This is a genomic window from Blautia sp. AM28-27, assembly GCF_003480905.1.
Classification (GTDB): Bacteria; Bacillota; Clostridia; order Lachnospirales; family Lachnospiraceae; genus Fusicatenibacter; species Fusicatenibacter saccharivorans.
Map to the genome: position 1 here is coordinate 112651 of NZ_QUJK01000001.1, position 13956 is coordinate 126606.

The following is a 13956-nucleotide window of genomic DNA, read 5'->3' on the forward strand; positions in this document are numbered from 1 at the left end:
CGGCCGATGGTACTGCACTGGAGACGGTGTGGGAGAGCAGGTGGCTGCCAGCTCCCTAATAAAAAGACAGGGGAAAATGTCTATGAAATAAAACGGCTGCCCACAGAAGCGCAGTAACCCATAACAGCAGGGAAGTGCTGATGAGAGCTGGTTTTACCAGTGATTAGAGTTTAAAAGAATTGTGTTTCACAGAAAGCATCAAAAAGATCTTTTAAGTTCTAATGACTGATGAAACAAATCAGTCAGCAAGATGTACCTTGAAAACCGCATATACAATCTATATTGAAAACGTTAAAACGTTAGAGATAGGAAAAGACATCCGAGGCATCATGTGTGAGAGCATGTGATGTTATCAAACCAGAGATAATCGAAAGATTATTGAATCAATTGCTTTTAAAGCAGAGAACACAAAAGCCTGTCATCAACGCTATGATGGCAGCGGACCAAGAATACAGGTCAAGCATTAAGAGCGCAGGGTGGATGCCTTGGCACTGAGAGCCGATGAAGGACGTGATAAGCTGCGAAAAGCTTCGGGGAGGAGCAAATATCCATTGATCCGGAGATATCCGAATGGGGAAACCCACTTGAGCAAACCTCAAGTATCCATACGCCAATCCATAACGTATGGAAGGGAACCGGGGGAACTGAAACATCTAAGTACCCCGAGGAGAAGAAAGAAACCTCGATTTCCAAAGTAGCGGCGAGCGAAATGGAAAGAGCCCAAACCGTGGTGCGTGCACCGCGGGGTTGTGGACTGCATAAGGTACTCGAATCAATAGCCGAACAGTTTTGGGAAATCTGATCAGAGAGGGTGAAAATCCCGTAGGCGAAATTGATGAGAGGCTGGCAGGATCCAGAGTACCACGAGACACGGGAAACCTTGTGGGAAGCAGGAGGGACCACCCTCCAAGGCTAAATACTCCTCAGTGACCGATAGCGCATAGTACTGTGAAGGAAAGGTGAAAAGGACCCCGGGAGGGGAGTGAAAGAGAACCTGAAACCCTGTGTTTACAAGCTGTGGAAGTGCCTTATGTGCACAACCGCGTACTTTTTGTAGAACGGTCCGGCGAGTTACGTTTACTGGCAAGGTTAAGTACTATAGGTACGGAGCCGAAGGGAAACCAAGTCTTAAGAGGGCGTGAAGTCAGTAAGAGTAGACCCGAAACCGGGTGATCTACCCATGTCCAGGCTGAAGCTGCCGTAAGAGGTAGTGGAGGGCCGAACGCACATCCGTTGAAAAGGGTGGCGATGAGGTGTGGGTAGGGGAGAAATTCCAATCGAACCCGGAGATAGCTGGTTCTCCTCGAAATAGCTTTAGGGCTAGCCTCGATGGAGTCTTACGGAGGTAGAGCACTGAATTTCTAAGGGGGCGTCAAAGCTTACCAAGGGATATCAAACTCCGAATGCCGTAAAGATGCTCATCGGGAGTCAGACTGCACGAGATAAGTTGGGCAGTCAAAAGGGAAAGAGCCCAGACCTGCTGCTAAGGTCCCAAAGTACGTGTTAAGTGGAAAAGGATGTGGGATTTCGAAGACAACTAGGATGTTGGCTCAGAAGCAGCCACACATTCAAAGAGTGCGTAATAGCTCACTAGTCGAGAGGTCCTGCGCCGAAAATGTCCGGGGCTGAAACACGACACCGAAGCACAGGATACCGCAAGGTATGGTAGAGGAGCATTGCTGGCGCGATGAAGCAGTACCGGAAGGAGCTGTGGAGTGCCAGGAAGAGAGAATGCCGGAATGAGTAGCGAGAGAGAGGTGGGAATCCTCTCGGCCGAATATCCAAGGTTTCCAGGGTAAAGCTGATCTGCCCTGGGTAAGTCGGGGCCTAAGGAGAGGCAGAAATGCGTATCCGATGGACAGCAGGTTGAGATTCCTGCACTATCTTAAAACAGAACTGTGGGGACATTTGTGGAAAGCACAGGCGCGGAACGGAAAGCCGCGTGCAAGCGAAGGAGGAGTCACATAGGAAAAACCGTGTGGCAATCCAAAGGCGTGATGCGGACCGAATTAAAGTAGGGAAGTGTGTGAGCCATGAATCAAGAAAAGCCGCTATTGTTTTTAAGATACCCGTACCGTAAACCGACACAGGTGGATGAGGAGAGAATCCTAAGGCCGGCGGAAGAAGCATTGTTAAGGAACTCGGCAAAATGACCCCGTAACTTCGGGAGAAGGGGTGCCAACGAGAGTTGGCCGCAGAGAATAGGCTCAAGCAACTGTTTAGCAAAAACACAGGTCTATGCAAAACCGTAAGGTGAGGTATATGGGCTGACGCCTGCCCGGTGCTGGAAGGTTAAGAGGAGAGGTTAGCGGTAACGCGAAGCTTTGAATTTAAGCCCCAGTAAACGGCGGCCGTAACTATAACGGTCCTAAGGTAGCGAAATTCCTTGTCGGGTAAGTTCCGACCCGCACGAAAGGCGTAATGATTTGAGCGCTGTCTCGACAATGCATCCGGTGAAATTGAAGTACCAGTGAAGATGCTGGTTACCCGCGCCAGGACGGAAAGACCCCATGGAGCTTTACTCCAGTTTGGTACTGGGGTCCGGCAGTGCATGTACAGGATAGGTGGGAGGCTGTGAACCTGGAACGCCAGTTTCAGGGGAGCCATTGTTGGGATACCACCCTTGTGCTGCTGGGCTTCTAACCAGCGGCCTTTATCAGGCCGGGGGACAATGCCAGACGGGGAGTTTGACTGGGGCGGTCGCCTCCGAAAGGGTATCGGAGGCGCTCAAAGGTTCCCTCAGAATGGTCGGAAACCATTCGAAGAGTGCAAAGGCAGAAGGGAGCTTGACTGCGACACCGACGGGTGGAGCAGGTACGAAAGTAGGACTTAGTGATCCGGTGGTATTAAGTGGGAATGCCATCGCTCAACGGATAAAAGCTACCCTGGGGATAACAGGCTTATCACTCCCAAGAGTTCACATCGACGGAGTGGTTTGGCACCTCGATGTCGGCTCATCGCATCCTGGGGCTGTAGTAGGTCCCAAGGGTTGGGCTGTTCGCCCATTAAAGCGGTACGCGAGCTGGGTTCAGAACGTCGTGAGACAGTTCGGTCCCTATCCGGCGTGGGCGTAGGATATTTGAGAGGAGCTGTCCTTAGTACGAGAGGACCGGGATGGACTGACCTCTGGTGTACCGGTTGAACCGCCAGGTTCACGGCCGGGTAGCCAAGTCGGGAAGGGATAAACGCTGAAGGCATCTAAGCGTGAAGCCCCCCTCAAGATGAGATATCCCATTCGAAAGAAGTAAGACCCCTTGAAGACGACGAGGTAGATAGGGCAGAGGTGGAAGTGCCGTAAGGCATGGAGCTGACTGTTACTAATCGGTCGAGGGCTTGACCTGAAATACTGAGAAAGTCAGTAAAAAATGGTTGTGTTCGGAAAGAAAGTATGGTATGATGTATAGGTGTTAAGTGTATGCGGTTTTGAAGGTATATCTAGCGTAGGGGATTGGTCAAATGGTATGATAGGGGTCTCCAAAACCTTTGGTGGGAGTTCGATTCTCTCATCCCCTGTTTTTAAAGCCCGGAAAGCCTTTAAAATGTAAAGTTACGCGGGCGTGTTTTTGCCAATTAAACAAGGTAATCAAAAAGGTAATCAACAATGTGTTGATTGCCTTTTTAACATATAGAAAGACATAAGTTATGATTCATTGAACCTGTAAAACGATCTTTTTTCTGGAGGGAAAATGAGAAGACAAAAGAAAAGAGCAAAATATATGAATCGGAAGATGCTGGTTCTTTCTTTGGTCGGATATGTGGCAATGCTGGTTTTACTGTTGGTAATGGATATCGTAATTATCAACCGCGACAGGGAAGAACAGATACGATCTGTGGAATTGACATTAACGAGTTCAACAGAAAAGCTTGTCGCCGATATAGACACGATGACCAAGTACTTGTTTAATATTTATGAAAGTGATCCGCAGTTTCAGATATTGGCCGAGAATCCAGAATCAGAAAAAGGAGATTATAGTTCTGCCTATGATTTGAACAGCAGAATGAAAATGAATCGAGAGATGAGTACGTGGCTGGACGGATATTATCTTGCATATGGAGATGGAAATAATCTTCAGTGGCTCTTCAATGTAAATAAGAATCGTATCCCATTTGAAGAAGGGCAGCGCATTCGAAATATTTTATTGTCGTATGTAGAGGGAAGCGATACACACAATGGATTTTTCTTGCAGACAGAGGGGGGAAATGGTTACTGGCTTGTATTTTATAAAAGAGGCAATGCAGTAGTAGCCGGAGTAAACCAGATCAATCATTATTTTTCAAATACGATCAGAAATGTTTCGATAGAAGAGAACCTTTTGTGGGATTCTAAAATCAGCGACAAAAATTTTGACCTATATCGGAAAAGTTTTTCGTTGCAGGATATGGAATGGGAACAGAAAGAAATTTTATGGAAACATGCCGGAAAAGAGTATCTTTTTGGACAGAAAATAGATGCTTGTGATATCTGGTATTTTTGCCAGATCAGTGAATCTTATTTGCATCAAATGTCTGTAACTGAAATGGTTCTTCTGATATTTACTGCGGTGTCGATTGTTGTTATGTTTTTTATTTATCGAAATATGGTAAAAAGTTATCTGCATCCCATGTATCAGCTTGTAACGGTTATGGAAGAAATTCGAAACGGAAAGATTCAGGAAATTCCGGATCTGCACCTGCAATATTATGAGCAGCAGCTGATTAACTGGGTATTGCAGAAAATGGTACAGGAAATAAAAGAACAGAAGATGCAGGTATACGAAGAAAAACTGAACCGGCGTGACGCGGAGTTGCAGCTGATGCGGACGCAACTAAATCCTCATTTTTATTTAAATGGATTGAAAACATTAAATGCTATGGCAGCAGACGCAGGTATGACGTCGATGCAGGAGTTAATTCTTCGTATTTCAGATTTCCTTCGCACGATGCTTTATATGAAAGAAAGTGTTGTGGATGCAGAACAGGAGATTAAGATTACAGAAAATTATTTGGAATTACAGAAGATCCTTTCTGACCGGGAAATTACATATAAAATTGAAATGGCTGATGATGTGCAAAGGTGGTTGGTTCCGGTGCTGGCTGTTCAGACTTTTGTAGAGAACAGTATCAAGTATGCAAAGATGGAAATGGGAAAGACCCGACTGAAGATTACCATTACATTGCATAAATTGCAGATGGAAGAGGGAGAAAAACTCGACATTATGGTATCGGACAGTGGACAGGGATATCCAGAGGAACTTCTGGAGGAACTGAATACGAGAGGTTCTTATCGTGCGGAAGGAGTTGGAGTTAATAATCTGAAAAAACGTTGCGATATTTTGTATGGGGAAAAAGCGGAATATAGTTTTTACAATATGGGCGGAGCAGTCAGTGAACTGATTTTGCCCTTCGGACGCAAGGATACAGGAGATACGGTATGAAAATTTTATTGGTGGACGATCAGCGGGCAATTGTAGAAAGTATCCAGAAAGGAATCAATTGGGAGAAAGTTGGAATTGATGAAACATATATTGCCTGCAGTGCTGCAGAAGCAAAACTGATTTTGGTGAATTTTCCGGTTGATATTATGCTGTGTGATATTGAAATGCCAGGGGAAGATGGTCTTTCACTGCTGCAGTGGGCGAAGGAGCAGCAGATTGATGTCTGCTGCATTTTTCTGACGGCACATGCAGAATTTGCATATGCCAAAAAAGCGATTCAGCTTGGTGGATTTGACTATGTTTTGCAGCCGGCGAAATATGCAGAGATAGAAAAAGTAGTAAAAAAAGCCTGTGAACATGTAAAAAAAGAAAAGAATGTACAGTGGATGCAAAAAACGCAAACAGAATTGCGGCAGAATCGGGATATTTTTCTGTCGGCACTTTTGTACCGGATCGGGCAGAAAGAGTATGAAGAAGCGGATAAGGCATTTGGACAACTGCTGCAATTACAGAAATTCAACGGAAATCAGACAGTTTTGTATGTGATAAGATGTTATTATCGAAAACAAAATTCAAAAATTGACAAGTGGAATACAGAATTGAAACTTTTTGTTACGAGAAATGTTCTGGAGGAGCTGCTGGATAATAAAGTACAGGTCTTTATTGCAGAAGAAAGTCAAAAAAGTTTTTTTGCAATGGCAGTAGATGATCAACAGATACTTGATAATGAAAAGTGGAAACAGGTGATCGAACGGTTTTACCATTTTATGCAGAAGCAGATGGCAACAGAAGCAGCGATTTATACAGGCTGTGGAAAAGGTGTACGGGATGGAAGACTGCCAAAAGAATTAATGAAAGGCCTGCAGGAATTGCCGGATAACATAGAAGGAAAACTGGATGGGATTCACTGGGAAGAAGAAAGTGCGGCAGAAGATACAGGAAAAAAAGATGAGCGAATTGAAACGGTGATGCAGTATGTGAAATCGCATGTATATGAGAATATTTCACGCGCGGATGCAGCTGGGATGGTATTTCTGAATGAAGAGTACTTTTCCAAATTATTTAAAGCAGAAACAGGAATGACATTCAAGGATTATGTGTTGATTGAAAAAATGAAAATGGCAGGTACACTTTTGAAAAATACAAATTTTTCTGTCGGCGTCATTGCATCTAAGGTTGGATTTGACAACTTTTCCCATTTTTCACGGACTTTCAAAAAAGTGACTGATTATACTCCACAGGAATATCGTTTACACTGTAAAAATAAAAAAGAAAAGTCATGAAAAGAACAATAAATCATAAAAAGAATAAGAAAATGAAAAAAAGTGCGGTGCCATGTCACGAAAGTGACAAAGGACGGCACTTTTTTGGTGGAGAGAAAAAGAGAGAAAAGATACAATAAGAACATCAAAACGAGAGAAACAAAGGAGGTTTCCAAAATGAAAAAGGGTTCCAAAAGATTTTTGAGCGGTATGGCAGCTGCCATGATGGTGATGTCCTTGCTGGCAGGCTGCGGAAGCAGTAATGCGGCACAGGATACATCTTCAAAGAGCGGAAGTAGCGAGACAGCAGCATCTTCAGACAAAGGAACAACCGATGTACCGGTTGTCAACATGTGTGTGCCAAACATCTATGATACGACAGATCTTCAGATGGTAGAAGATGCGATTAATGAAATCACGGCAGAAAAGTATGGTGTAAAAATTAAACTTACTTTTGTAGAGTTCGGAAACTGGACAAACCAGTCCAACATGCTTCTGACAGGCGATGAGGCAGATCTGATTATGATTTACGGAACACCGCTTCTGACCTATGTAAAGAACGGACAGCTTGCCAATATGGATGACTATTATAATAATGCAAGTGAAGAATTCAAAACGGCAGCAGCAGAAGTATTTACAGATAAAGACTTAAAATGTACCAGCGTAAATGGTCATATCTATGCACTTCCGAATTACCGAAATCATGGAGATGTTATTGTACTCGATATTGACCGTGCAATTGCCGATGAAATGGGAGTAAAAGGCGGCGAGCAGATGTCCCTGGATCAGGTAGATGAACTGCTTGGAAAAATCCATGAAGCATATCCGGACCGGTACGCGATTGTTCCACAGGGAAACACAACCATGTCAAATGGTGGATGGACCTGGGATGGTCTTGGCGACATCAAGATGATCGGTGTTATGGAGGCTGGTGGTGATACTACCATTAAGAATCTGTTAGAAACTGAGGACTTTATTGATCTTACAAAACATACCCACAGCTGGTATACCAATGGCTATATGATGCCGGATTGCCTGAGCAACACAGAGACAGGCGACAGCATGATTTTAAATAAAAAAGCAGTGACATGCTTTAATAACGGTGCTTATTTTGATGAAACTGACTATATTAAAGAAGATCTTGTAAGAGTTCCGCTCACCCCTGCAAAAGCAGACACGACGACCATTTCCGGTATGTGCTGGGGCATCAGTGCAAACAGTAAAAATAAGGACGCATCCTGGAAAATGCTGGAAGTTCTTTACTCCGATGCAGACGTTGTAACGTTACTGACAGATGGTATTAAAGATCGTAACTACGTAGTAGATGCAGATGGCAATGCCGTATATCCGGATGGAAAAGATTATACGAACAATGGCTATGGTGCAATGCAGCAGTGGTGGCTGTATCCAAACTCTTCTCTTACTCCGGAACAGCCGACAAACGGATTAACAGAGAGCTTGAAGAAATTTAACGAGTCCGTACAGCAGACCCCGGCTTATGGTTTCTGCTTCGATACGACAGAAGTAACCGATGAGTACAGTGCATGCTGCAATGTTATGGATAAATATTATTCCGCATTGATGCTCGGTGCCGTAGATCCGGATGAGTATCTGGCAAAAGCAACCGAAGAGCTGAAGGCAGCAGGAATGGACAAAGTTATCGAGGCAAAACAGAAACAGTTTGATGCATGGCATGCAGAAAACAAATAGGACTAAAAAATCTTATCACACCAAATAAAAGGGCAAAAGAGAGGCACAGGATGTCTCTCTTTTCCAAAGGGAGGATCTTATGCCTGCGCGTAAACGGAAAAAAGTATCGAGAAAAATTATAGCATTGTATATCATGCTTCTGCCGGGACTCATTTATCTGCTGATCAACAATTACATGCCGATGGCAGGTCTTGTGATTGCATTTAAACGATATGATTTCAGCAAAGGAATTCTGGCTAGTGACTGGTGCGGATTCAGCAACTTTACGTATCTGTTTAAAACGAAAGATGCATTTAACATGATACGAAATACAATTTTGTACAATCTTGTATTTATTTTCCTTGGAACGGTAGTTGCTGTTGCCGTTGCGATTATGCTGAATTTCCTTCGTGGAAAGCTGAGCAAAAAAATTTATCAGACCGTGATCCTGGTACCATATCTGGTATCCATGGTTATTGTTTCCTATATTGTGTATGGATTCTTAAGTACAGAATCCGGTTTTCTTAATAATCTTCTGGTGCATTTGGGCGGTCATACCATTAACTGGTATACGGAATCAAAGTACTGGCCCTATATTTTGACAATTGTAAACCTGTGGAAAGGCTTTGGATATACCAGTATTCTTTACTATGCAACCGTTATTGGAATTGATTCCTCTCTGTATGAGGCAGCATCCACCGATGGAGCAGGAAGATGGAGTCAGATCTGGAACGTAACATTACCGGGTCTGAAGACTACCATTATTACGATGGTTCTGTTACAGATCGGAAGAATGTTCTTCTCCGATTTTGGTCTGTTCTATCAGGTGCCGATGCATTCCGGACTGATTTCCGAAGTAACGGATACAATTGATGTTTATGTTTATAAAGGACTGACACAGCTGAATGATATCGGACGATCTTCGGCAGCAGGATTTTTACAGTCGGTACTTGGCTTTATCCTGATTATGACAGTAAACCAGATTGTACGAAAAATAGACAAGGACAGCGCACTGTTCTAAGGAGGCAAAAATATGGTATCGAATAATAAAGTAGAGCAGGTAGTTTTACATACTATTTTTATCCTGCTTTGTATCATTGCAGCAGCGCCGTTTCTTCTGCTGATTTCTTCTTCCATTACCGAAGAGTCAACTCTTTTGCAGTATGGATATAGTTTCTTCCCGAAAAAAGTCAGTTTCTATGCATATGAATATCTGTTCCAGAGCGGCGGAAAAATTATCCGTGGTCTTGGTCTTTCTGTTCTTGTTACGATCGTCGGAACGGCCTGCTCTATTCTGATGACGGTTATGTTTGCATACCCGATTTCAAGAAAAGAACTTCCACACCGGAATCTGTTTTCTTTCCTGGTATTCTTTACCATGCTGTTTAATGGTGGACTGGTACCAACGTATATGATGTATACACAGATTTTTCATATTAAAAATACGATCTGGGCATTGATTATACCGAGCCTGCTGATGAATGCATTTTACATCATCATGATGCGATCATTCTTTGTAAGTAATATTCCGGATTCCCTGATTGAGGCGGCAAGAATTGATGGAGCCGGTGAGTTCCGCATTCTGTTCCGCATTGTACTTCCACTTTCGAAACCGATGCTGGCAACATTAGCCCTGATGGTTGGTCTTGGATACTGGAATGACTGGATGAATAGTTTATACTATATTACAGATGACAGTCTGTATACCTTACAGGCAATTTTGAACAACATCATTACCAGTATCACATTCCTGCAGAGTTCTACCATGGGTAGTGTAGCATCCGCGGTTGCAGCCATGCCAAGCACAGGTATCCGTATGGCAATTGCCGTTGTTGGTGTTATTCCGGTTCTGGTTATTTATCCGTTTTTCCAGAAATATTTCGTAAAAGGAATTGTCGTAGGCGGCGTAAAGGGTTAAACTGTAGAAAACGAAAAGGGGGTTTTTACAATGAAATTTAAAACAGAAAGAATATCGGAGCATATCACCAGAATCTATGGCTTCTGTACAGAGATGATGTACCTGGTAGAGGGGGAAAAAGATGCAGTGCTGATTGACACCGGAAGCGGTTATTTTAGTCTGAAACAGTGCGTCGATCAGTTGACGGACAAACCGGTGAAAGTGCTCATGACGCATGGCCATGTAGATCATGCAATGGGAGCCGGAGAGTTTGAAGAAATCTACCTGAATCATAAGGATGAAGCTGTTTATCGTGAACACGCAAAGAAAGAGTTTCGTCTGGAAGGACTTGCAGGTATGAATGCAGAAGGTAATGCAATTACGGAAAAGGATATGATTCCGGCAGCACCGTTTGAGCGTTTTCGAGATTTGAAAGAAGGAGACCGTTTTGAACTGGGAGACGTTCAGATTGTAATTTATGAGCTTCCTGGACATACACAGGGCAGTGTGGTCATGCTGATTCCGGAAGAGCGTACGCTTCTTCTGGGAGATGCATGCAATCCTTTCCTTTTCCTGTTTGAAGAATTTTCTACGGGACTTGCCACCTATGAAAAGAACTTAAGAGAATTTCAGAAAAAGATCGAGGGAACTTATGACAAGATTTTGATGTCCCACGGAGATGGAACAGGAAAGATCAGCACCATTGAGGATGTGCTGAAAACCTGTGAGGATATCCGAAAAGGAAATATTAAGGACGGTTACTTTGATTTTATGGGCGAAAAACACTATTTTGCTGACAATGGAACCGATACCCATATTTGTTATAATAAGCAAAGAATCGAAGAATAATAGCATACGGATCTGCAAAAGACACCTTTTTTCGCAAATGTTGTAAGGACTTGTTTCATTACATTCAGAATGCAGCACAAACGAAAGCGAGGTGTCTTTCTTTTGGGGATTTTTACAAATATATACATCTATGAAAAGAAGACAACTCTGTTTTACAGATTTTTAAGAATTATCTGTAAAACAAAGCTGTTTTTTGCGTGAATGATACGGTATAATAAGCGCGGGAGAGTGTTTGAAAACTATTTTCCAATACAAAATAGAAGTTATTTTTCGTCAAAGGGAACAGAAGAAAAAGGAAGGAGACTTTCCAAATGAGTAAAGGAAAAAAAGAAGGTCGTGGGACCATAAAGGCAGTGGTATATCTTTTGATTGTGATAATTCTTGCCGGAATGGTGGTTTATCTGACGCAGTCCCTGCGGCGTGAGAGGCAGCCGGAGATTACGGGAACGTTTATTGACAGCAAACTGGAGGCGGCAGGGGAGCTGACGTCGGCAAAGATGATTTACAATGGGCTGATTCATTATTCCGATGGAACAATTCCGCTTCTGACACAGAAGGCATTTAATATGACGTACCGCGCAGAAGTCCATGCGGGAGTAGATCTTTCCCAAGCGAAGACAGAGGTTACGGATACGGAGGTGATTGTGACACTTCCGGCAGTGGAAATCCTGGATATCTCGATTGATGATGATTCGATCCAGTATTACGATGAGAAGGCAGCACTTCTGAACTGGGAGCGGAAAGAAGATGCTCTGGATGCCATTGCGAGTGCAAAAGAGGATGTGGAGCAGCAGACGCAGGAGATGGAAGATCTGGAAACGATGGCCAGGGAGCAGGCGAAAACGCTGATTACCGGAATGCTGTCTGAGACGATCGGGGACAAAACCCTGGTTATAAAATTTGAAAAATAGTACATAAAGAGGATACCGGCACTTCTAAAAATGTGCGTTCGGAAAGTTCATAAGAGCTCCGGGCGCGTATTCTGTAAAAAAGGAGGGCCGGTATTTCTTATGGCAGAAATACCGGCATTATGAAAAAGAAAATCTATCTGAATTGGAAAAATTTTTAAGTTGGGACAACGAAGGAAAGATAGAGGAAGATGATTTGTTGTCCCTTTGTTTTGATACATTCAGTATAGTTGTCATATGTGAGAAAAGTGTGAATAGATTTTGAAGAAAAATTGAAAAATTATGTGAATGAGCAGCGGAAAGCATTTTATCCTCTTTTGGCAAGAATACTCCGGCATCTAAAGTGGAGATGAATTTTGTCCGTTATTTTGTGAAGAAAACAGGGAACATGAGATCAGCAGGGAACTGCTGAAATTTGCATAGAATTTGCTTGAAAGACCATACTTTTTTATGCTACAATCGTTTCATATGTTTGAAATAGAAGTTACGTTACTTTTGTGAGGATAGAAATTATGGACTATAAACTGCTGCTGGATACTGCAGTCATGGCAGGAGAAATCCTGCTGGAGAGCGGGGCAGAGACGTGGCGCGTGGAGGATACTATGCTGCGTATGCTGCGTATGTCCGGCCTGAAAACGGCGGATGTGCTGGCACTGACGACCGGTTTTATGGTAACATTGGATGACCCGTCGATGGATTCCATGACCGTCATGCGCAGTGTGGAAAGTCGTGCAACCGATCTCAACCGGATTCATGCGGTAAACCAGCTCTCACGTGATTTCTGTGAAGGTACGATCGATCTGGATACGCTGTTCCACCGGGTGCGTGATATCTACCGTGCCAAACCGGAAATTAAAAAAAATTTACTTGCGATGATAGCGACGACTGCGGGCTTTGCCATCATGTTCGGAGCCGGTTTTTATGAAATTCTGGCATCTGCGATTGCCGGATTCATGTCCGGTGTCGGTGTGTATGGAGGAAAAAGAGCAGGGGTGCAGTCATTTTTGGTGAATTGCATTGGAGCATTTTTCCTTGCAGTTACTGCAATCCTTTGTATTCATTATTTCCCGGGAACTTTGAATCTAAACGTTGTTATTATCGCATCCGTCATGCCCCTTGTCCCTGGCGTTGCAATTACAAATGCGGTATATGACACGCTGCATGGAGACTATATTTCCGGTGCGGCGCGGATGCTCGAGGCATTTGTAACGGCTGCTGCAATTGCGATCGGAGTAGGACTCGGCATGTTGCTGCTTCGGCCGCTGGTACGGTGAGAGGACACATACAGAAAAAAAAGAGGTCTAAGACAAGATGAGTATAGCAGGTGAAATTATACTGAAATCTCTGGGAGCCTGGGTCGCAATCTGGGGTTTTTCAAGACTGTTGAATGCACCGAAAAAGCTTGAATGTTACACTGCCGGTGTCGGTATGATCGGCTGGGCGGTCTATCTGATTGTGGAAGTGCTGAACGATGGCATTTTAATGAAAAATTTTCTTGCCGCCGTTGCCGTCGCCCTGGTTTCCCAGGCAATGGCGCGTCATTTCAAAGCGCCGGTGATCCTTTTCGTGATCCCGGGCATTCTCCCGATGGTGCCGGGAGCCGGTATGTACCGCATCGTCTACTCGATCGTTATGGGGCCGGAAAACATGGTTGGAACGTATCTTTTAGAGACAGCGACCGCGGCAGGCGCAATTGCCCTTGGAATTTTCCTCGGAGAAGCGCTGCAGAAGGTATTTTTTTACGAATTCCATAGGTGATTTACGAAAAAAGTGAGAAATTTGCCAAAACCAAATTTTTTGCTTTTTTTTGTCGAATTTTATGATATACTTAACAGTGTATGTGCCCTTGGACAAAAGAAGAAATCTATAGGGGCATTTTTAACATCAGTAGACAAGAAGTCCCCCGCTTCTAAAGCGGTGGGATGAATTGTTAAAAG

At 43.7% G+C, this 13956-nt stretch carries 9 protein-coding genes, 1 tRNA gene and 1 rRNA gene; all 11 read left to right on the plus strand.

The window, feature by feature from the left end; all coding sequences use genetic code 11:
• Positions 1-453: 453 nt before the first annotated feature.
• The 11 genes from DW743_RS00495 (at position 454) to DW743_RS00545 (ending at position 13777) form a co-directional block, all read left to right on the plus strand.
• A 23S ribosomal RNA gene (locus tag DW743_RS00495) occupies positions 454-3342 on the plus strand.
• A 100-nt stretch (positions 3343-3442) separates the two neighbouring features.
• Positions 3443-3513, plus strand: a tRNA-Trp gene (locus DW743_RS00500).
• A gap of 203 nt (positions 3514-3716) precedes the next feature.
• The gene (locus tag DW743_RS00505) at positions 3717-5414 is read left to right on the plus strand and encodes a sensor histidine kinase (RefSeq protein WP_158565041.1); all 1698 of its coding nucleotides are present in this window, start codon (positions 3717-3719) and stop codon (positions 5412-5414) included.
• Complete coding sequence (locus DW743_RS00510; RefSeq protein ID WP_117760577.1) at positions 5411-6697, plus strand: response regulator transcription factor; 1287 nt, start codon at positions 5411-5413, stop codon at positions 6695-6697. Before DW743_RS00505 ends, DW743_RS00510 begins: the two co-directional genes overlap by 4 nt.
• A 156-nt stretch (positions 6698-6853) precedes the next feature.
• Complete coding sequence (locus tag DW743_RS00515) at positions 6854-8386, plus strand: ABC transporter substrate-binding protein (RefSeq protein ID WP_117760576.1); 1533 nt, start codon at positions 6854-6856, stop codon at positions 8384-8386.
• 79 nt (positions 8387-8465) lie between these two features.
• Positions 8466-9386 (plus strand): ABC transporter permease, encoded by a 921-nt coding sequence (locus DW743_RS00520; protein WP_117760575.1) that lies wholly within the window; start codon positions 8466-8468, stop codon positions 9384-9386.
• 12 nt (positions 9387-9398) lie between these two features.
• On the plus strand, positions 9399-10283 hold the full coding sequence (locus tag DW743_RS00525; protein ID WP_117760574.1) for a carbohydrate ABC transporter permease: 885 nt from the start codon (positions 9399-9401) through the stop codon (positions 10281-10283).
• Positions 10284-10313: 30 nt separating this feature from the next.
• A complete protein-coding gene (locus tag DW743_RS00530) occupies positions 10314-11111 on the plus strand; it encodes an MBL fold metallo-hydrolase (protein ID WP_117760573.1) in 798 nt (265 codons plus the stop codon).
• A 311-nt stretch (positions 11112-11422) separates the two neighbouring features.
• Complete coding sequence (locus DW743_RS00535) at positions 11423-12022, plus strand: DUF4230 domain-containing protein (protein ID WP_117760572.1); 600 nt, start codon at positions 11423-11425, stop codon at positions 12020-12022.
• 509 nt (positions 12023-12531) lie between these two features.
• The gene (locus tag DW743_RS00540; RefSeq protein ID WP_117760571.1) at positions 12532-13293 is read left to right on the plus strand and encodes a threonine/serine exporter family protein; all 762 of its coding nucleotides are present in this window, start codon (positions 12532-12534) and stop codon (positions 13291-13293) included.
• 37 nt (positions 13294-13330) lie between these two features.
• The gene (locus tag DW743_RS00545) at positions 13331-13777 is read left to right on the plus strand and encodes a threonine/serine exporter family protein (protein WP_117760570.1); all 447 of its coding nucleotides are present in this window, start codon (positions 13331-13333) and stop codon (positions 13775-13777) included.
• Positions 13778-13956: the final 179 nt, after the last annotated feature.

Bases quoted from the DNA above. Each gene is read 5' to 3' on its own strand.
- DW743_RS00520 (WP_117760575.1), top strand. From the start codon at position 8,466: ATGCCTGCGCGTAAACGGAAAAAAGTATCGAGAAAAATTATAGCATTG.
- DW743_RS00545 (WP_117760570.1), top strand. From the start codon at position 13,331: ATGAGTATAGCAGGTGAAATTATACTGAAATCTCTGGGAGCCTGGGTC.
- DW743_RS00530 (WP_117760573.1), top strand. From the start codon at position 10,314: ATGAAATTTAAAACAGAAAGAATATCGGAGCATATCACCAGAATCTAT.
- DW743_RS00510 (WP_117760577.1), top strand. From the start codon at position 5,411: ATGAAAATTTTATTGGTGGACGATCAGCGGGCAATTGTAGAAAGTATC.
- DW743_RS00525 (WP_117760574.1), top strand. From the start codon at position 9,399: ATGGTATCGAATAATAAAGTAGAGCAGGTAGTTTTACATACTATTTTT.
- DW743_RS00535 (WP_117760572.1), top strand. From the start codon at position 11,423: ATGAGTAAAGGAAAAAAAGAAGGTCGTGGGACCATAAAGGCAGTGGTA.
- DW743_RS00540 (WP_117760571.1), top strand. From the start codon at position 12,532: ATGGACTATAAACTGCTGCTGGATACTGCAGTCATGGCAGGAGAAATC.
- DW743_RS00505 (WP_158565041.1), top strand. From the start codon at position 3,717: ATGAATCGGAAGATGCTGGTTCTTTCTTTGGTCGGATATGTGGCAATG.
- DW743_RS00515 (WP_117760576.1), top strand. From the start codon at position 6,854: ATGAAAAAGGGTTCCAAAAGATTTTTGAGCGGTATGGCAGCTGCCATG.